Genomic DNA, 18,510 nt, shown 5'->3' on the forward strand with positions numbered 1-18,510 from the left:
CATTAGCTGGCTGAACAGTTCGCAGCCGCTTGATTCAGGCTGTTGTAGAAACGGTAAGCCTTGTCTTCATGGCTCATGGAAGAGTAGCTGGCGTCAGCGCTGACGGTGCTCAGGTCGTTTCGCAGCTGGGCAACGCTTGCTGAGTTGCTGGCATCACAGCCCACGAGTCCGAGGGCAGCCGTCAGGTGCTCGCCTTCGCCCATGGCCGCTTCCATGGCCAACTGGTCGTAGGTTTCATCGATAAACTGAGCCACCTTGACTTCTTCGCTTTCGCAGGTCTCGGGAGAGATTGTGGCTGACGTGACGGCGGTGGTGCCCGAGTCCCAAATCACATTCGAGATGGCAGCCGCTGTGGTGTTGTCGTCAAAAATAGCGGCACCGATACCGCAATGTTGCCACGGATTGATATCACCCTGATGATCGTTGGCGAAAGTGGTGGTGCTCAAGGTAAGTACGGCGGTAGCGCCTAACAGTGCAACAGCCGCTGTCATAGAACGTTTCAGCATGGTATTCCCTAATGATTTATTTTGTCGGTTGGAGTTTTTATATCGAGAGGTCCGACAAGCCTCAAGATTCGTCAATACGCTAGAGGTGAGCTATGTATAAAGTCTTCTTAATGTTACCAGTTTTGTCATGCTTTTTTTGTAAGCCAAAACCTACAGCCATGTAAGATATGGCTTACATGACACTTCGCGTGCACGTCATGCGATGTTCTGAAATGGCACCGTCAAGTTAAGAAAAGCCATTTGAATAAAACAGCTTGTCAACGCAATACTGAAGCGACTACTCCCATGCGAATTGCCTACCACAAGAGACTTCCAATGACCCACCAACTCCGCTGGGCACTGACCGGAATCTATTTTGTAATCGCCCTGCTGGTAGGCGTGGTCCTGGGTAGCGTGGTGCAAACCCAGCTCAACCTGGCAGCGATACAGTCGATGGGCGTGGCAATACCGCCAGCCGTAAGAATCAACACCACATGGCAGGATCTGCTCAGTTTTGCGCCGCTTTACGCACTGTTGTTTGGCGTGGGTTTCTTGGTTTCCCAGACCTCGGCCGTGCTGCTGTCCCGTCAACTGGGCGGTCGGTATTCAATACCGCTGTGTGGGGTCGCCGGGATTGTCGGGCTCTGGGCCACGTTGTGGCTGGTTAATATCCTGGCCCCACCGCCCACCTTGATTGCCGCAACGCGTGGTGCTGGCGGGCTTGTTGCCATGCTGGCGACCGCGGGAGTGGCCGGTACCGTGTTCGCGGGGCTGCGTCGACGTGTCCAAGATGCCAGGCGCCCGCGCGGTTTTTCCGGTTTCGCGGTGTTGGTCGCTGTCGGTGGTTTGGCCACGGTATTGCCTGGGATTAGCCAACCGGCCCAGGCGCAGGCCGACCCGCCGTATCATATTGAAACGCTTGCCGACGATTTAGCGCACCCTTGGTCGCTGGCCTTTCTGCCCGACGGGCGGATGCTGGTCACCGAGCGCCCGGGCCGACTCCGGCTGCTGAGCAATGAAGGGGAAACACTGGTGGAATCGCTGGGCGGCGTGCCGGAGGTATTTGCCGCTGGGCAAGCAGGGCTGTTTGATGTGGCGCTTTCACCGCAGTTTGAAGACGACCGGCAGGTGTATCTCAGCTACGCCTGCGGCACTGCACAGGCCAACCACACCTGTCTGGCCCGGGCCACACTGGCAGAGAACAGCCTGGAAAACGTCAGCGAGATATTTCGTGCTCAACCCGCCAAGCAGGGCGCTGCCCACTTCGGCGGGCGCATCGCCTGGCTACCGGATGGCACCCTGATACTGACCCTGGGCGATGGCTTTGATTACCGCGAGGAGGCACAGAATCTGGGCAATCATATCGGCAGCCTTGTGCGGCTAAACCCGGATGGCAGCGTGCCCCAGGACAACCCCTTTGTGTACTACGGTGAGGCTCGCCCGGAAATCTACAGTCTTGGGCACCGCAACGTACAAGGGTTGGTGTTCGACAACCAACAACAGCGGCTTATCGCCCACGAACACGGCCCGCGGGGCGGTGACGAGATCAATATCATCGAAGCAGGTGCTAACTACGGCTGGCCAATCGCCACGGGTGGGCTGGATTACACCGGCGCACGGGTGACGCCGTTCGAAGACTACCCAGGTACCGAACCACCGACGCTTGAATGGACGCCCTCGATTGCACCTTCCGGCATGGCGCTCTACAGCGGTGAGCTGTTTCCCGAATGGCAGGGCGACTTGCTGGTCGGCGCACTGGTCAATAAAGAAGTGCGCCGCGTCCGATTATCTGATGACGGCTCAAGTGCCAAAGACGTAGAAGGGTTGTTCGGCGAGCTGGAAGAGCGCATTCGCGATGTGCGTCAAGGGCCGGAAGGCGCGATCTACCTGCTCACCGACAGCCCGCAGGGCAGGTTGCTGAAAGTGATACCGTAGCCTGGATTTCTCATGGCCCTTTCAGTCACTTTCTTTTCTGTCCCATGAGAAGTTCGAGCTAGGCAAGCAGATATAAACATACTAACGTTCCGACCTCTGCGACCCCTATCGCTTCTAGTACATCTATTAACTCACAGGGGGAAAAAGCTGGTGGATCGTCAGAGTAGAAGAACCTAAGTAGCTGACCTATACTGCTTGTCGTCACGCTCAATAACATGATAATTATTTCTATCGAGTTTATTTCAAAGAGCACAAGTAGTGCTGTTAATAAAATGATTAATACAAACATGACGTTTAAGGTAAGGCTTTTATTATTAATGCCGTCATCCAGGCCTTTATGAGCTAGATAGGGTTTGGGTAAGTGAGGTAGGAACATGCATCCACCACTGAGGTTGTTAGAATAACCACATCATGTCATCAAAGACTTAACGACTACTTAAAAGTTGGTGATTGGGCAGGAAACGGCACAGTTGGCTTTTATCTTGCTTTTTTGGAAAACATCCGTTGTCTTGAGCACGTGGCTAAATCAGAGCAGTTGCAGGTGGGCACAAAACGTTCGAAAGCAACAGGGTAGCGTTTGTAATAGCTGGGCCCATGGTTGCCCAGCTTATGCACCACGACCACATGGTCAGCTGAGGTACTGTCAATTTGCGTGGTTAAATCTTGAACCAGCGCCTCGTCCAAGTACCGTCCATCTTGGCACAAAAGCGCACAGTCCTATGGCGAGAGCGCTTTTGTGTCACTCCCGACACCCTTACAGCCTGACTGGTTATCAAGCCAGGTGACCTTCTATTCCGGCGTGGGCTAATGCGTTCAGCAAAGATTCATGCTGCTGAGCATAGGCACTTACGTAATCGTCACGCCCCGGCAATGAAAACATACAGGGGAATGAGACCGCCGTGCTTGTGCCGCAAGCAGTCACTTCTGAAAAATGGATAATGTCGGGCTGCTGGGCAAGTATGGGCGTGGTTTGGCGTCCATAACCATTTAATCCCCAATTCGCCGCCCGCGCCGTTTCGCCCACCACGATGACGAACAGTGTAAGTTTGTCACCCACGTGTGAAATGGTACGGGCATCCTTTCCCACTGTTCGAAAAGTAAAGCTCATGAAGACCCAAAAGTGAAGGCAGGTCATTATCAAAACATAGTGGCAAAGGTAAACCACGCCTGTAAGGAAAGAAGGTCATAGCCAGCAAGGGCTTGTTGCAAAAAAGGTACATTGTAAAAGAACTGAATATGACAACGACCTATAAGACAAGTTGCTCCGTGCTTAATGCGGGGCGATAACGCCAACCGGTGTCAATAAGTTTTGAAGGTAATGAAAGCGAAGGGGGCATCGAAAGGCTCTCTATGAAAAGATTTACGAACGGTTATGCGCGTTAATTCATTAACTAGAGTACGTAGGGGCTGCACTGGGCTGTGACGTTACGCGCTGTTTTGGATATTTTTTTACCGAAATAGCATGCATGGGAGCCGCTGTGGCTTGCCTGTCAAGATTAGCGTGTATGGCGTCTACTACCGTACTGATGTCTGGACGCCAGAGGATCGTGTCATAGGCTTCTCTCGGTACGAAGGCGAGTGATTTTTTCTGACGTACCAGGGAAATGGTGGCCACATCGAGTGCTGCTGCTAAGTGCATTGGCCCTGAGTCGGGTGTCACGAGTAATCGCGCACGCTCTAGAACTGCAGCAAAGTGACGGATAGGAAGCGGTGGGCATAAGCTGCCATAACGCGATGACATCAAGCGCTGCTCAATCGGAGCTAGAAGCCTAAATTCCTCCGGCCCAAGGAAAACGACATAACGTATTTTGCAGACTTCTATGTCATCGATGAGCATTTGCCAAAATGCCAGCGGCCAACGTTTGTTTTGATGCCCGCCTACGAAGATCGCAATAAAGTCACTTTCTGACGGTTGATTGATATGCAGGCTGAATAGCTGTCGTATCTTCGTGATGGCCTGATAGCGTTCCTGCTCCGTCAGCTGGAGCAATGGCCGATTACGACAAGCAACACCGAGCGGGCGTGTCAAATTAACGATAGCATCGTAGGCATGTGATGATTTCCCCTCCACTTCAATACTGTACCACCGCTGGTGACCTTTACGTGCCCCCATGCTGTACCGCGCCCCTATTAACCGGGTCACTATAAAGCCGCTCGTTGATCCTCCGCTCACTTGTACCGCCAGGTCATAGTTTTGTGCTCGTAAGCGTCGACATAGTGTCACATACTGCCAGGGACGGAGAATGGCAGTTCTTGACAGTAAATGGAAATGGTCAACAGGGCGCTGTTGCAACAGTGGCCATGTTTTGTCGGTCGCTAAATAGTCTATGCGCGCGGAAGGAAAACGTTCACGAAAAGCATCGATGGCAGGGGTGCTGATTAGCGCGTTGCCCAGACGAAAATTGGGGCGAATAATTAAAATTTTCTTTATGTCCACAAGGCTATCAATGGTTTCTGGTGCAGGCTGTTTGAGGATGTGCCGCATGGCTCCCAGCAAATATCGCTTCATTCTTTTTTCTAAAAAACGGGCCATTATTTTTAAATAATAGTTTGATCTAATAAGTGTTAGTAAGTGCATGCTATGGCGCTCTGTTCAGTTAATAGACAATGGTCTGCCCGCGGCAGCGACAAGGCAGATTCAAAATGACTGCCATTGAAGGCGCTACTTTGGCCTTGCCCATGGCGAAAGAGGCAGCTTGAGCCTAAATAACTTAAAGAAGAGTTAAGCTGCATAAGAGGTTTGCAAAAAAAGGGGGCTGGCTTACTGGTTGAATTCAGATACGTATGCTTTGTGGGGTATAAGTTGCCGTATTTAAGAAAAGCTTAAGTTTTGGTAGCGAAGATAGCGGTTCGTGGATTGGGGGAGCAGCATGCGTGCACTGCTAATAGAAGATGATCCCTTGCTTGGGGATGGGATTAAAACGGCGCTGGAACGCGAGGGGTACACGGTCGATTGGTTTATGCTTGGCCGCGAGGCCATCCGCGCTATCGGAAGCGAGACTTTCAGTGTGATCATCCTGGATCTTGGCCTGCCTGATATGGACGGCATGCAGGTGCTCCAGTTACTCCGTCAGCAATCCATCCTACCTATTCTGATTTTGACCGCCCGCGATGCGATGGAAGACCGTATTGGTGGTTTAGATGCCGGGGCAGATGACTATGTGCTCAAGCCTTTCAATTTGCAGGAGCTGCTCGCCCGTTTGCGTGTCGTAATGCGACGCGCTGAGGGGCGGGCCTCGCAGATATTGACGCTGGGGGCGCTGAGTATTGATGAGGCTCGTCATGTGGTGAGTTGGCGGGGTAAAGACGTAAAGTTGGGCCGACGGGAGTATGCCTTATTGTTAGAGCTAGCCAGACATCCGGACAAGGTGCTATCTCGTCCTCGTTTAGAAAATTTGCTTTACGGCTGGGGCGAAGAGGTCGAGTCCAATGCGGTGGAGGTTCACATTCACCATCTGCGAAAAAAGCTTGAAAAGCATCTGATCATTAACGTGCGCGGGATCGGCTACCGGCTGGATAGCCAAGCACAATGAGATCGATACGGCGTTATTTACTTCGTACGCTAGCCATTACCTTGGTTGTCGCTGGGGGCATTGCGGTTACCGCCGCTTACTTAATTACCGATCACGAGCTAGAAGAAATTCTCGATACACAGCTCAGCCTGCATAGCCGGATTGTGGCTGGCCAATTGGACCCAGACGCGACCATTGACGACTACGCTCGCCTCGCTTCGCGCATGGGCTTTCCAGAATATCCGGCCCAGCTATATCGCGACGGTAACAAAGCACCAGTGAGTAGCTCTGAGTCAGGTACCAAGCTTTACCACGAGGAAGAGCTTAAATTAGTACTGGGTTTTTGGAATTCAGATGGCTCACCCAGGCTGTTAGGAGGTAAATGGAAGGATGCCGGCCCTTTCCCCGCCCCTTTCGAGGAGGGTTTTCGCTGGGAAAACTACGATGGTCATCGTTGGCGGGTGTTCAGCATGTTCGACGTTGCCAGCGATACCTGGATCAGCATGGGGCTACGCGGGTCGTTTCATGATGAAGTGGTGGAGCGGATCACCTGGAACAATTTATTGCCGATGCTCTTTTTGCTACCACTCCTCCTTTGGCTGATGAGTCGCATTATCCGGCGTGGTATAGCGCCCATCCAAGCGCTTTCCAGCCAGGTACAAGGCCGCTCTGCCAACGACCTGCGTAAAATCGATAACCCGGTTCCACAAGAACTTATTGAATTACGCCAATCGCTCAACGACTTTATCGCCCGGTTGAAAGCAACGCTAGAGCGCGAGAGGCGCTTCACTGCAGATGCGGCCCATGAATTACGCACTCCCTTGGCAGCGCTTAGAATCCACTTGGATAATGCGCAGGCCGGAGGCGATCAATCATTACAAAAGGCTTATGTTGGGGTAGAGCGGCTTCAGCGGGTAGTAGAACAGCTGCTTATTTTGGCGCGTTTGGATCAAGTCGCCACAGCATCACGGGCCACTATCGACCTTTACCCGATTATTGCTGAGTTGGTAGCCGAGCTATGGCCACTCGCTGAAGATCGAGATCAGCACTTGAAGCTAACAGGCTTAACCCGGCTGGAAGTTCGCGCCGACGACGTCGAGGTAGGCATTCTGTTTCGTAACCTGCTGGATAACGCCTTGCGCTATACGCCGAAAGGCGGCCAAGTAGAGGTAGAGTTGGCGCTTTGGGAGGGTTTGCCTCAGCTTATTGTCAGAGATACTGGACCCGGACTCCCCGAGGCACTGTTAGAGAAAGTCACTGAGCGCTTCAGGCGCGCGTCTGGTCAAGGCACCACCGGTAGCGGATTGGGTTTGTCGATTGTCTCTGAGCTCGTGCAGCGCCAACAAGCAACTCTTACCCTCTCCAACCGTGAGCCCAGTGGACTAGAGGTAAGCGTGAGATGGGAACTTCCTACTTGAGCTCTGGCGCCACAGGTTGTCTTTTGCTGGTCATAAGACCCATGCATGCTGCCCAATGATGGTATTACACCTATGATACATTCAGAACACCATAGATCTCACCGTGCCGGCTGGCTGCGTGCCGCTGTGATGGGTGCCAATGATGGCATTGTTTCTACCAGCAGTTTGATATTAGGCGTTGCCGCAGCCAATACCACCCAAAGTGATATTATGCTGGCGGGTATTGCAGGCCTGGTGGCCGGCGCAATGTCGATGGCAGCGGGAGAATATGTGTCGGTAAGCTCGCAATCGGACACCGAAAATGCCGATCTCGACATCGAACGCAAAGCATTGGCTGAACATTACGAACTCGAGCAGGAAGAACTTGCCGCTATCTATGAAACTCGTGGCTTGACGCCTGACTTGGCTCGGCAAGTCGCCGAGCAATTGATGATCAACGATGCCCTAGGCGCGCATGCACGAGATGAGATTGGCATCACCGACATCAGCCAAGCGCAGCCACTTCAGGCAGCACTCTCTTCAGCCGCGACATTCACTATCGGCGCACTGCTACCGCTACTGGTGGCTTGGTGGGCACCCCCCGCGCTGCTTATACCTCTAGTCGCGTTGTTCTCACTGCTCTTTTTAGCCTTGCTCGGTGCTATTGCTGCCCGTGTTGGAGGAGCGCCCATTCTAAAAGCTGCGGCGAGAGTGATGTTTTGGGGCGCACTTGCCATGGGGTTAACATATGTCATCGGACATACATTTGGCGTGATGGCTTAAACGTCTGATCGGTTATAGCGACAATACTACAGGCTTGAATTTCGGCTAAGTGCCTGCACTCTTAGAAGGGTAGGCAACACACAAGGAGACGTTATGACGGCGTTAGTGATTGGCGCGAACGGACAGATTGGCAAACAGTTCTGCGAGCTGGCCCAAAAAGCGGGCACGCCCATCAAGGCGATGATTCGCAGCGAAGAGCAGGTGCCATGGTTCAATGACAGAGGTATCGATACCGTCATTGCCGACCTGGAAGACGACTTTTCGCATGCCTTTGAAGGCTGTGATCAAGTGGTCTTCACCGCTGGTTCAGGACCGCACACCGGGCCGGACAAGACCCTGTTGATCGATCTTTACGGGGCCATTCGTGCTGCCGATATCGCCAAGCAGAAAGGTATTTCCCGCTACCTGATGATCAGCGCGATACGGGCCGAAAACCCCATGGAAGCGCCCGAGAAGTTGCGCCCCTACATGGCCGCAAAATTCGCCGCCGATGCCCATCTGCGCAACAGCGGCGTACCCTACGTGATTCTTAAACCCGGGCGTTTGACGGATGACGCCGCCAGCCAGCAGTTTGCAAGCTCAATCGACGAGGCCGGCGACAATCAAATCTCCCGCGCCAATGTCGCGCATGCGTTGCACTACGCGCTGCAAAGCAGTGTTATCAACAAGGAGTTCGCGTTGCTGGACGGCAAGCGGTCGATCGACGAAATTATCAAGTAGACGTTCTCAATGAGCCACCAGCCGTTCAGGCGTTAACCCCCTTCATGCCTTCCGGCGTGTAGCGCTCACCGGTTACCGGAAGGCGCTCGGTGGCCGCTTCAAGCCGTTGCTGCTCATCGGCGGTCAGGGTGATGGACGTTGCAGCCGCATTCTCTTCAAGGTAGCGCAGACGCTTGGTGCCGGGAATCGGCACAATGTTATCGCCTTTGGATAACAGCCAAGCCAGCGAAAGCTGCGCCGGGGTGCAGCCTTTATGGGTGGCCATTTCACCAATCACGTCGGCGATTCGGCGGTTGGCATGCATGGCCTGTTCAGAGAAGCGCGGCAGGTTAGGACGAAAATCACCTTCGCCAAAGTCGGCATTCGCCTGAAGTTTTCCCGTCAAAAAGCCACGGCCCAGCGGTGAGTAGGGCACAAAGCCGATGCCGAGTTCCTGGCAGGTGGGCAATACTGCTTGTTCAACGTCCCGCGTCCAGAGCGAATACTCGGTTTGCACAGCGGTGACGGGATGTACCGCATGGGCTCGACGAAGGGTCTCTGCGCTAACCTCGCAGAGGCCAATGTGGGCAATTTTTCCCTCTTTCACCAGTTGCGCCAAGCCCTCCATGGTCTCTTCAATTGGCGTGTCGGGGTTAACGCGGTGGACGTAGTAGAGATCGATCTGCTCGATACCCAGCCGCCGCAGTGATGCCTCGCAGGCTTGTTGGGCATAGTGGGCGCTGCTGTTCAGGCTACGTTGATATTCTCCAGGGTTGCGCACAATGCCAAACTTGGTGGCGATACGGACCTTAGGCTTTTGACTGGCGAGAAAGCGGCCAATCAACGCCTCGTTATGATGCGGCCCGTACATATCCGCCGTGTCGAAAAAGTCGATACCTAGTTCTACCGCCCGCGCTAATACCCGAAGCGACTCGCTGTCGTCCCGAGGGCCGTAAAACTCGCTCATCCCCATGCAGCCTAAGCCGATAGCGGAAACGGTTAGATCGCTGCCCAGCGTTCGTTGTTGCATGCTATGTCTCCAGAAGTGACGCGTTCTTGAGTGGCGCCGTAGCAGCGTGGCACTATCCGTTAATGAAAAAAATTAACGAATTCGATAAACAAATTTCCGATTATGAAAAACACATGCCGCGTGGTTGGGTATGGGACGACACACGCACCTTTCTGGCAGTGGCCCGCCACGGCACGCTGAGTGGTGCCGCCGCCGAGCTGAACCTGGGCATCGCCACGCTCTCCCGGCGTATCGAACGGCTGGAAAACGCTTTAAAGCTGCCACTGTTTGTACGCCAGCAATCTGGCTATCAGCTTACCGAGGAGGGCGCGGGGCTAATCGAGAAAGCTGAAGCCTTGGAGGCAGCAGCGGCGGCGTTTACCAGCGGGGTTTCCAATACTGCGCAACTGAGCGGCAGAGTGCGTTTGGCGACCGCTGAAAACCTGGCCACGGCGCTGATTCTGCCCGCATTGCCACAATTTCATGCGCAGTACCCCGGCATCACGCTTGAGTTGGTGACCGATATCACCACCGTCAACCTGCACCGTCGCGACGCCGATTTAGCCCTTAGAATGGTCAAGCCCGAGCGGGGCAATGTCACCCTTCGACGCTTGGGTATGCTGGGGTTCGGACTTTACGCGAGCCCCGGCTATACAGCGCAGCGCAAGGCTCATGATGACGCGGGCGATTATGACACGGATGCCTTTATCACCTGGGGGGATACGCAAGCGCACTTGCCCGCTGCCCAGTGGGTTGAACGGATGCTACGAGGTCGCGAACCTGCATTGACCACGACGTCGCTTGCGACCCAGCTAGCGGCGGCCAAAGCGGGGCTGGGGATCGCGGTGCTGCCGCACTTTCTGGCGCTGGAGGCTGAGCTCGTCTGCCTCGAGTCCGATATCGGCGTGGATCAGCCCATTTACCTGGTCATCCAGACGGATCTTACCCAATCAGCCCGTATCCGGGCCGTGGCGGATTTTCTGGCGGAACGGGTAGCCAGTAACAGCGAGCGCTTGAGTGGGTGAGTAGAGGTAAAAAGGCGGCATAAAGCTGTCTCGGCATGCTTGTTGAGCAGCAAGGAAGTGTTGGGCTACCTTGTGGTTTGAGTAAAAAAGGAATAATTTATACTCATGAGCGACTTTGAGTATGATGATGACAAAAGCGTAGCCAATCGGATAAAGCATGGAATTGACTTTCTAGATGCTCAGGCGCTTTGGAATGATCCTGATTTGCTGGAAATTCAAGCCAAATCATGATGATGAGCCGCGTTTTCTGATGATAGGGCTGATTGGTGATAAACACTGGTCTGCCGTCATCACCTACCGAAATGAAAAAATTCGACTCATTTCGGTAAGGCGCTCGCGAAAAAGAGAGGTAGAACTCTATGAAAGCTAACGACTTTGATCAAAAATTTGACCAGGATAGCGAAGACATCGTTGACGATCTTGATTTATCTACGGCACACCATGTTAATCAAGATCCGAAGCGAATCAATGTCGACTTCCCCGCTTGGGTGGTTGAGTCCCTGGATCGTGAGGCCGCCCGTATCGGCGTTACGCGTCAATCTATTATCAAAGTTTGGCTGGTTGAACGGTTGAAAGCCGAAGCGAGTCACAAGCTTCCGGACAACACGCAGCCTCACTAACGCCTTCGCATTTATCTCCCAAGCTCCCCCTTAAGCCATTCCGCCAGCGGCTCGCTTCGGCGGGGGTGGGTGAGTAAGTCCGCCTGAGCGGGCAGCCACAGGCAGAGCCGGGCGGGGGTTTCGATGCTGCCCCAGGGGGCGACCAGTCGGCCGCTCTTCAGGTCGTCTTCCACCAATAGCGTGGGGGCAATCGCCACGCCCAACCCCGCCACGGCCGCTTCCATCAGGTAGTAAAGGTGCTCAAATCCCTGACCTTTACGTAGCGCCGCTTCAAGTTGTGACTGCTCAAGCCCATGTGCACTGGCCCACTGCGGCCAGGCCTGAGGGCGCGAGGCGGTGTATAGCAGCGTGTTGTCGAATAGCGTTGCCGGGTTGGCTGGGTCGCACTGCGCGGCCAGTGGCGGGCTCGCCACCGCGCATATCTGCTCCGGGATAAGCTCGACGACGTCCACCTCGGCGGGCCAGGGCGGCTCGGAAAACGCAAGGCTCGCGCTGGCGTCCGTCTGCTTTTCAGGATGCTCACTTTCGCTAACCACCACTTTCAGCTTGAGGTCAGGCAGGTCACGGTGAAGGCGGTCCAGCCGGGGAATCAGCCAGCGGGCCAGCAGGCTGCCGGGGCAGGCGAGAGTGAAGGGCGCATCCTCCACATCACGTTTGAGCGCGGCGCAACTATCGCGCAGTTGGGCAAAAGCATCGCTCAGGCCGCTTTGTAGCTTCTCGCCGTGGGGCGTCAGCACAATGCCGCGGCCCGCTTTGGTAAACAGCGCCACGCCAAAATGGTCATCCAGGCTTCTTAATTGGCGGCTGACGGCGCCGTGGGTCACGCTCAACTCCTCGGCAGCGGCGGTCACGCTGCCCAGCCGGGCAGTGGCCTCGAAGGCGCGCAAGGCGCTAAGCGGTGGCAGGCTATTGTGCATTGATGTGTGACTCCAGCTCACAGGTTGATGACATCTTATCGATTTTTCTCCCCGCCTGCTTGCGCTACTTTCATTGCATTGTTCGATAACGCATTCAGAGGTCGTGATGAATCAACCTGTAGACATATCCCAGAGCCTGCCCGATGCCAACGGCCTGTTTGGCAACTTTGGCGGCCGCTTTGTCGCCGAAACCCTGATGCCGCTGATTCTGGAGCTGCAAGACGAATACACCACCGCCAAAAACGACCCCGAATTTCAGCGTCAGCTGGACTACTTTCAGGGCGATTACGTAGGGCGGCCCAGCCCGCTCTATTTCGCCGAACGGCTGACCGAGCACTTTGGCGGAGCGAGCATTTATCTCAAGCGTGAAGAGCTCAACCACACCGGCGCGCACAAGATCAACAACTGCATCGGCCAGGTGCTGCTGGCCAAGCAGATGGGCAAGAAGCGCATCATCGCCGAAACCGGCGCAGGGATGCACGGCGTCGCCACTGCCACCGTAGCGGCGCGTTTTGGTTTGCCCTGCGTCATCTACATGGGCACGACGGACATCGAACGCCAGCAGACCAACGTCTTCCGCATGAAGCTGCTGGGCGCGGAAATCGTCCCCGTCACTTCCGGCACCGGCACGCTCAAGGACGCCATGAACGAAGCGCTGCGTGACTGGGTCACCAATGTGGACGACACCTTCTACATCATTGGCACCGTGGCCGGGCCGCACCCGTACCCCGCCATGGTGCGTGACTTCCAGGCCGTCATCGGCCATGAAACCCGCGCCCAGATGCTGGAAAAGGAAGGCCGTCTGCCGGATTCACTCGTTGCCTGCGTGGGCGGCGGCTCAAATGCCATTGGGCTGTTCTACCCGTTCCTGGATGACCCGGACGTTCACATGGTCGGTGTGGAAGCGGGCGGCAAGGGCGTCAAAAGCGGCCTGCACGCTGCCAGCCTGAACGGCGGCACCCCTGGGGTCCTGCACGGCAACCGCACCTACCTGCTGCAAGACGAAGACGGCCAGATTACCGATGCCCACTCGATTTCCGCCGGGCTGGACTACCCCGGTATCGGGCCCGAGCACGCCTGGTTACACGAGCAGAAGCGGGTCGAGTACGTCTCGGCCACCGATGACGAGGCGCTGGAGGCATTCCAGATCTGCTGCCGCAAGGAAGGCATTATTCCCGCCCTGGAAACCGCCCATGCGTTGGCAGAAGTGGCCAAACGCGCGCCCCAGCTTCCCCGCGAGCACTTGATGGTGATCAACCTGAGCGGCCGTGGCGACAAGGACATGACGAGCGTCGCCCATCACCTTGGCGATAAATTCGGAGTGAAAAACGTATGAGCGCTATCCAGGAAAACGCGATGAACGCTACCGTGAGTCAGACCATGCGCAACCCAACACGTCTTGACCGCTGCTTCAGTACACTCAAGCAGCAAAACCGTCCGGCACTGATCAGCTACCTGACCGCCGGTGACCCGGATGCCGTCACCTCGCGTCGCCTGCTGCACGGGCTGCCTGCCGCCGGGGTGGATATTATCGAGCTGGGCATGCCGTTCAGCGACCCCATGGCCGATGGTCCCGCCATTCAAAAAGCAGCCCAGCGCGCCCTGAACAACGGCCAGACCCAGGCCAAAACGCTGGACATGGTACGCACCTTCCGCGAACAGGACAGCACCACGCCGATTGTGCTCATGGGTTACTACAATCCCATTTACCGCTACGGCGTTGAGCGCTTCTTGACCGATGCCGCCCGTGCCGGGGTAGACGGTCTGATCGTGGTGGATCTGCCCCCCGAGCACGACGAAGAACTCTGCCAGCCTGCGTTTCGGCACGGCATCGACTTTATCCGTCTGGCCACCCCAACCACCGATGCCAAACGCCTGCCCCGAGTGTTGGCGAACGCCTCCGGGTTTATCTACTACGTCTCCGTGGCGGGCGTGACCGGCGGCAGTGCCCCCACACCGGAACGGCTGGAAGCCTCAGTTTCGCGCCTGCGGGAAGATACCGAACTGCCCATCGCCGTCGGCTTCGGTATCCGCACCGCCGAGCAGGCGGCAACCATTGGCCGCTATAGCGATGCGGTGGTGGTGGGCTCCGCACTGGTCGACTGCATCGAACACGCCACGACGCCTGATGAAGCCGTGGAGCGGGTACATGGGTTGGTCAGTGAACTGGCGGAAAGCGTCAGGGCCTGCCGGAGGTAGACAGAAGCGGAAACGACGCTGTGGGGCCGGAAACTCATGGCTATTAAATAAAAAGCGAATAGGGGTTATAAGGTGATTGGCGGTTGGACCATGTCATCGCTGTCGAAGTGTTAAACGCTCAGGACACAAGCGGCCTCCACACATGTTCGGCACCAATCGACAGCGCCACGGCGACCAATAGCCCCGCCATCAGCCAGTTGAAGCCCTTCACGACCCGCGTGCTTTTAATACGCTCACCCACCAGGCTGCCAATGACCACATAGCTGCCGGGGGCGCCCGCCGCCATGGCGGACAGCCCCAGCGCCCAGATCACCAGGCTGACGCCCTGAATGCCCGCCGCCGGAAACTGAAGGGTGGCTATGGGCAGGGTCGCGACGATGGCCTTCGGGTTGAGCAGCTGCATCACCAGCCCATCGCGAAAGTTCAGCAGGCGCGGTGCATGATCAGGCTCGTCCAAATCCGCGCTGGCGCGGGCAATCTTGACGGCCAAGTAAACAATATAGCTACAGCCCAGCGCACTCACCAGGATCAGGGCGTTACCGCTGATCCAGGCAGCGCCCGCCCAGCCCAACACCAGCAGGTACACAAGCATGGCCGTTCCCACGCCCAGGCAAAACCCCACCGACTGTCTGGCCTGGCCATTGATACCTACATTCAGGCCGAGCAGATTCACAGGCCCAGGGGTGTACATGACGCCCAGGGCATAGGCGACGATTGCTAACATGTTGGAACCTCTAAGTGGGGTTTGGCTAACGCGTGATATCGCGCTGGTATTGGTGGGGCGTCATGCCGTAGATGCGCTTGAAGCGGCGATTGAAATGGCTAAGGTCGGCAAACCCAAACCGCAACGCCACCTCATTCAGCGGCGCCCCCTGATCCAGCGCTGCACGGGCCGCATTGATCCGGCAATTAATCACGTACTGGTGAGGCGTCATGCCGTAGTGCTGCCGAAACAGCCGCAAAAAGTGGTACTTGGATAAATGCGCAGCCTGGCTGATGTCGTCAAGCGACATATCGGTTTCCAGGTGGGCGAGGATATACGCCCTGGCAAGGTCCAGCAGGGCATCCGGCCGTTGCGTGACGCGGCTGGGTTGAACGCGGCCGCCTAGCTGAACGGTTCGCTCAACCACCTGATAAAGCACATTCTCCTGGTCAATGCAGCTACCGGCCTGGGTACTTACCAAACGGGCCAGCTCGATAATGGCATGGCGCAGGGGCGCATCCTGAATCAGCGTTTGGTCGGAACGGAAGCCTGTGGCGCTTTCGCGGCCAAGTACCTCGGCGAACAGCGGCGTCACCTGTTCCGGATGGGCGTACACCATCAGGTAATCCAGCGCCCGCTCACCACCCGAATGCCCGTCGTGGACTTCTTCTGGATTAAACAAAATCACGTTGCCCGGCGGGCTGCGATGAAACTGGCCGCCGCTGAAAAAGTCCTGACGCCCGGCCAGCGTCACGCCAAAGGCATATTCCTCATGGGCATGCGGGTCGTAGCTGAAGTCTTCAATGGCCGCTTTCAGCACCGTTAGCGTCGGCACATGATGACTTTTGAAGAACTTAAACCGGCTGGCGTTGCTCATGCCGACCTCTCCTGATGAAACCCAACACCTCGAAACACAGCCCTAGCTTATGCCGACAATGTCACTGATGCTTGTACATAATTGCTCATCGACAGTGCAATGATCGACTATCGTTAGTGAACACCCTCAAGGGAGTCGGCATGAGAAAACTCTTTTCACTGATGATGGTGCTGGCGTTGGTCGGCTGTGCCGCCATCGAGCAGCAGACGGAGCGTGACGCCCAGCGCGATGCCGGTTTGGCCATCCAGGCGGTCTACGAGCAGGCGCTGCCGACGCTGTCCGAGGACAAGCAGCGCCACTTTGCCCAGCGGCTCTACCGCCTGACTGGCGAGCAGCGCTGGCGGCCCCTCAATCAAGCCTACGGCGAGCGACTACTGACGCGACTCGAGGAGGACATCGTCGGCCTGGCCGAGCCCGGGTACGCGACTGCCCGCAGCCGGGCGATCGTTGCCGACTACTCCCAGAGCACAGCCAAGCAGCGTGCCCGACGCGCCATGCTGGGGGAGTGGGGGGAGATCGCCTTCGCCCGTTCGCTGCTGTTCCGGCAGGTTCAGGCCGAGTACCACGGCCTGCTGCCGGCCCTTGAAGATCACGAGCGGGCGTTGGGCTACCAAGCCGAGGTCGCCTGGGCGCCCTTTTTGACTGACCCCGCGGTGATCGGGATCTATGCCGCTCAGGTGGCCAACTATACGTACTTCCTTCACCAGCTAGGCGTGATGGACCTGCGCCGGGAGGTGGAGGCGGCTTTCCAGCGTCGCTACCCGCCTGATCGAGTCGCCAAGCTCGACGACGCCGAGTACCGTAACTGGCTCTATGGTCTGACCCACTTCGTCATCGCTGACAGCCGCTACTATCAGCGCAAGGTGGACCCAGAGGTGCACGCTTGGGTGCTGGACGCGCTGGAGCGGGAGACAACCGGCATCTTGGCCCGCGCCACGGCCGACATCCAAGCCGAGGTGGCAATGGCCTTCCTGCTGGCCGGTCGTGAGGACCACCCGCTGGTGGGCCAGGTCCGTGAGGCGCTGGTAGCGGCGATAGACCCGGCCAGCGGTATCATTCCCTCGCCCGAAGGGGAAACGGGGCTGGCGGGGGGTGAACACCGCAACGTTCTGGCGATTATGGTGCTGCGCTGGCCGGGCCGCCTGCATCCCGGCCCCGACCTCTCGGACGCGCCCGGTTGAATTATGCCAATCCGCCTACACTGATGGGATATCAGTTCACCATAAGGAGGTGCTATGACCACGCTAGTGATTGGTGCGAACGGACAGATTGGCAAACAGTTCTGCGAGCTGGCTCAGCAGGCGGGCACGCCTATCAAGGCGATGCTGCGCAGTGAAGAACAGTTGCCGTGGTTTAAGGAGCGCGGCATCAAGACCGTGATTGCCGATCTGGAAGGCGATTTTGCCCACGCCTTTGAAGGCTGCGACCAGGTGGTGTTCACCGCCGGTTCAGGCCCTCACACCGGGCCGGATAAAACTCTGCTGATCGACCTTTACGCGGCCGTTCGTGCGTCGGATATCGCAAGCGAGCAGGGCCTTTCGCGCTACGTGATGATCAGCGCCATGCGCGCCGAAGACCCCATGCAAGCGCCGGAAAAACTGCGCCCCTACATGGCCGCGAAATTCGCCGCCGATGCTCATCTGCGCACCAGCGGCGTACCCTATGTCATCCTCAAACCCGGTCGCCTGACGGACGAACCCGCAAGCCAGCAGTTCGCGGATTCCTTGGAAGAAGCGGGCGATAACCAGATCTCCCGCGCCAACGTCGCCCACGCGCTGCTGCATACCGTGCAAAACGCCAACATTACCAACCAGGAATTCATGCTGTTGGACGGCAAACGGCCGATAGGCGATATCATCAAGTAACCATCGCCGCCGGCATTGCCCGTCTACTAACCGACACTCCGCCGCCCTGCGTCGCTTACGCGATACCAGGGTGGCGGCGTTGCGTTAGGGTCTCCGTTACCACAGGCATCCGCCATCCAAGTTCTGACAATTCGAGAAACGCGATGAAAAAGCTATTATCACTGTTAGTTGTGCTCGCACTGGGCTATGCCGGGCTCTACGTCTATTACGGCGTGACCGTGAAGCAGGAAGCGCAAGCGCAGTTGGATGAGCGCGGGCTTTCCTCCGTCAGTGTGGACCACGTCGAGTATGGCCTGCTGGCGCCCATCAGCACCTCCGCGAACATCACCATGACCGTCGCGTACCGCGGCGCTGAAGCCGCGCTGGACTTGGCCGTGCAAGGCCACCCGGTCTTTTCAGACGAGGTCAGCGTCGAGTTCGACGGCCTTCAGGCGCTGCGCCTGGGCATTGGCTTCGGGCAGGGTGACGACTAAAACCAGGTGGC

At 56.7% G+C, this 18,510-nt stretch carries 22 protein-coding genes; 14 read left to right on the top strand and 8 right to left on the bottom strand.

Annotated elements, in window-relative coordinates; all coding sequences use genetic code 11:
- Nucleotides 1-2: 2 nt before the first annotated feature.
- Nucleotides 3-506 (bottom strand): DUF3015 family protein, encoded by a 504-nt coding sequence (locus R3F64_RS14265; RefSeq protein ID WP_332612143.1) that lies wholly within the window; start codon nucleotides 504-506, stop codon nucleotides 3-5.
- A 315-nt stretch (nucleotides 507-821) separates the two neighbouring features.
- Here R3F64_RS14265 and R3F64_RS14270 point away from each other — a divergent pair, with 315 nt between their 5' ends.
- A complete protein-coding gene (locus tag R3F64_RS14270; RefSeq protein ID WP_332612145.1) occupies nucleotides 822-2,420 on the top strand; it encodes a PQQ-dependent sugar dehydrogenase in 1,599 nt (532 codons plus the stop codon).
- Between the two features lie 477 nt (nucleotides 2,421-2,897).
- Here R3F64_RS14270 and R3F64_RS14275 read toward each other — a convergent pair whose 3' ends face one another.
- From R3F64_RS14275 to R3F64_RS14285, 3 genes are all read right to left on the bottom strand, one after another.
- Complete coding sequence (locus tag R3F64_RS14275) at nucleotides 2,898-3,125, bottom strand: sulfatase-like hydrolase/transferase (protein ID WP_332612147.1); 228 nt, start codon at nucleotides 3,123-3,125, stop codon at nucleotides 2,898-2,900.
- 67 nt (nucleotides 3,126-3,192) lie between these two features.
- The gene (locus tag R3F64_RS14280) at nucleotides 3,193-3,528 is read right to left on the bottom strand and encodes a sulfatase-like hydrolase/transferase (protein ID WP_332612148.1); all 336 of its coding nucleotides are present in this window, start codon (nucleotides 3,526-3,528) and stop codon (nucleotides 3,193-3,195) included.
- Between the two features lie 279 nt (nucleotides 3,529-3,807).
- Complete coding sequence (locus tag R3F64_RS14285; RefSeq protein WP_332612150.1) at nucleotides 3,808-4,998, bottom strand: glycosyltransferase family 9 protein; 1,191 nt, start codon at nucleotides 4,996-4,998, stop codon at nucleotides 3,808-3,810.
- A 292-nt stretch (nucleotides 4,999-5,290) separates the two neighbouring features.
- On the opposite strand from R3F64_RS14285, the gene R3F64_RS14290 reads away from it, so the two are divergent.
- From R3F64_RS14290 to R3F64_RS14305, 4 genes are all read left to right on the top strand, one after another.
- Complete coding sequence (locus R3F64_RS14290; RefSeq protein WP_199284833.1) at nucleotides 5,291-5,953, top strand: response regulator; 663 nt, start codon at nucleotides 5,291-5,293, stop codon at nucleotides 5,951-5,953.
- Entirely contained in the window at nucleotides 5,950-7,350 is a 1,401-nt protein-coding gene (locus R3F64_RS14295; protein ID WP_332612152.1) for an ATP-binding protein, read from the top strand. The genes R3F64_RS14290 and R3F64_RS14295 overlap by 4 nt, the downstream gene beginning before the upstream one ends.
- A 72-nt stretch (nucleotides 7,351-7,422) precedes the next feature.
- Entirely contained in the window at nucleotides 7,423-8,112 is a 690-nt protein-coding gene (locus tag R3F64_RS14300; protein WP_085920370.1) for a VIT1/CCC1 transporter family protein, read from the top strand.
- Nucleotides 8,113-8,205: 93 nt separating this feature from the next.
- On the top strand, nucleotides 8,206-8,832 hold the full coding sequence (locus tag R3F64_RS14305) for an SDR family oxidoreductase (RefSeq protein ID WP_309781963.1): 627 nt from the start codon (nucleotides 8,206-8,208) through the stop codon (nucleotides 8,830-8,832).
- A gap of 25 nt (nucleotides 8,833-8,857) precedes the next feature.
- On the opposite strand, the gene R3F64_RS14310 is transcribed toward R3F64_RS14305, so the two are convergent.
- Nucleotides 8,858-9,841 (bottom strand): aldo/keto reductase, encoded by a 984-nt coding sequence (locus tag R3F64_RS14310; protein ID WP_332612156.1) that lies wholly within the window; start codon nucleotides 9,839-9,841, stop codon nucleotides 8,858-8,860.
- Nucleotides 9,842-9,903: 62 nt separating this feature from the next.
- Here R3F64_RS14310 and R3F64_RS14315 point away from each other — a divergent pair, with 62 nt between their 5' ends.
- The 4 genes from R3F64_RS14315 to brnA all read left to right on the top strand — a co-directional run bounded on the left by R3F64_RS14315 (nucleotide 9,904) and on the right by brnA (nucleotide 11,465).
- A complete protein-coding gene (locus tag R3F64_RS14315; protein ID WP_332612158.1) occupies nucleotides 9,904-10,845 on the top strand; it encodes a LysR family transcriptional regulator in 942 nt (313 codons plus the stop codon).
- A gap of 105 nt (nucleotides 10,846-10,950) precedes the next feature.
- Complete coding sequence (locus R3F64_RS14320; protein ID WP_254902988.1) at nucleotides 10,951-11,076, top strand: hypothetical protein; 126 nt, start codon at nucleotides 10,951-10,953, stop codon at nucleotides 11,074-11,076.
- Between the two features lie 19 nt (nucleotides 11,077-11,095).
- Nucleotides 11,096-11,215 (top strand): BrnT family toxin, encoded by a 120-nt coding sequence (locus R3F64_RS14325; RefSeq protein WP_254902987.1) that lies wholly within the window; start codon nucleotides 11,096-11,098, stop codon nucleotides 11,213-11,215.
- Nucleotides 11,205-11,465 carry a type II toxin-antitoxin system BrnA family antitoxin gene (gene brnA / locus R3F64_RS14330; RefSeq protein WP_085920353.1) on the top strand — a complete coding sequence of 87 codons (261 nt, stop codon included), beginning with the start codon at nucleotides 11,205-11,207 and terminating at the stop codon, nucleotides 11,463-11,465. The genes R3F64_RS14325 and brnA overlap by 11 nt, the downstream gene beginning before the upstream one ends.
- Before the next feature lie 11 nt (nucleotides 11,466-11,476).
- Here the strand turns inward: brnA and R3F64_RS14335 are convergent, their stop codons facing one another.
- Nucleotides 11,477-12,382 carry a LysR family transcriptional regulator gene (locus R3F64_RS14335; RefSeq protein WP_309781958.1) on the bottom strand — a complete coding sequence of 302 codons (906 nt, stop codon included), beginning with the start codon at nucleotides 12,380-12,382 and terminating at the stop codon, nucleotides 11,477-11,479.
- Nucleotides 12,383-12,488: 106 nt separating this feature from the next.
- On the opposite strand from R3F64_RS14335, the gene trpB reads away from it, so the two are divergent.
- Nucleotides 12,489-13,718 (top strand): tryptophan synthase subunit beta, encoded by a 1,230-nt coding sequence (gene trpB, locus R3F64_RS14340; protein ID WP_309781956.1) that lies wholly within the window; start codon nucleotides 12,489-12,491, stop codon nucleotides 13,716-13,718.
- Nucleotides 13,719-13,762: 44 nt separating this feature from the next.
- Nucleotides 13,763-14,581 (top strand): tryptophan synthase subunit alpha, encoded by an 819-nt coding sequence (trpA, locus tag R3F64_RS14345; protein WP_309782397.1) that lies wholly within the window; start codon nucleotides 13,763-13,765, stop codon nucleotides 14,579-14,581.
- 118 nt (nucleotides 14,582-14,699) lie between these two features.
- On the opposite strand, the gene R3F64_RS14350 is transcribed toward trpA, so the two are convergent.
- Both R3F64_RS14350 and R3F64_RS14355 read right to left on the bottom strand, forming a co-directional pair.
- Nucleotides 14,700-15,305 carry a LysE family translocator gene (locus R3F64_RS14350; protein ID WP_085920356.1) on the bottom strand — a complete coding sequence of 202 codons (606 nt, stop codon included), beginning with the start codon at nucleotides 15,303-15,305 and terminating at the stop codon, nucleotides 14,700-14,702.
- 25 nt (nucleotides 15,306-15,330) lie between these two features.
- Nucleotides 15,331-16,161 (bottom strand): AraC family transcriptional regulator, encoded by an 831-nt coding sequence (locus R3F64_RS14355; RefSeq protein ID WP_199284844.1) that lies wholly within the window; start codon nucleotides 16,159-16,161, stop codon nucleotides 15,331-15,333.
- 140 nt (nucleotides 16,162-16,301) lie between these two features.
- On the opposite strand from R3F64_RS14355, the gene R3F64_RS14360 reads away from it, so the two are divergent.
- The 3 genes from R3F64_RS14360 (at nucleotide 16,302) to R3F64_RS14370 (ending at nucleotide 18,499) form a co-directional block, all read left to right on the top strand.
- Nucleotides 16,302-17,342, top strand: coding sequence for a DUF3541 domain-containing protein (locus tag R3F64_RS14360; RefSeq protein WP_199284845.1), 1,041 nt, complete (start codon nucleotides 16,302-16,304; stop codon nucleotides 17,340-17,342).
- A gap of 54 nt (nucleotides 17,343-17,396) precedes the next feature.
- Complete coding sequence (locus R3F64_RS14365; RefSeq protein WP_199284846.1) at nucleotides 17,397-18,026, top strand: SDR family oxidoreductase; 630 nt, start codon at nucleotides 17,397-17,399, stop codon at nucleotides 18,024-18,026.
- A 143-nt stretch (nucleotides 18,027-18,169) separates the two neighbouring features.
- Nucleotides 18,170-18,499 carry a hypothetical protein gene (locus R3F64_RS14370; protein ID WP_199284847.1) on the top strand — a complete coding sequence of 110 codons (330 nt, stop codon included), beginning with the start codon at nucleotides 18,170-18,172 and terminating at the stop codon, nucleotides 18,497-18,499.
- The last annotated feature ends 11 nt before the right edge of the window (nucleotides 18,500-18,510 follow it).

Origin of the sequence: Halomonas sp. 5021 (assembly GCF_036663435.1) — a bacterium.
In the GTDB taxonomy this organism is placed as follows: domain Bacteria; phylum Pseudomonadota; class Gammaproteobacteria; order Pseudomonadales; family Halomonadaceae; genus Vreelandella; species Vreelandella janggokensis.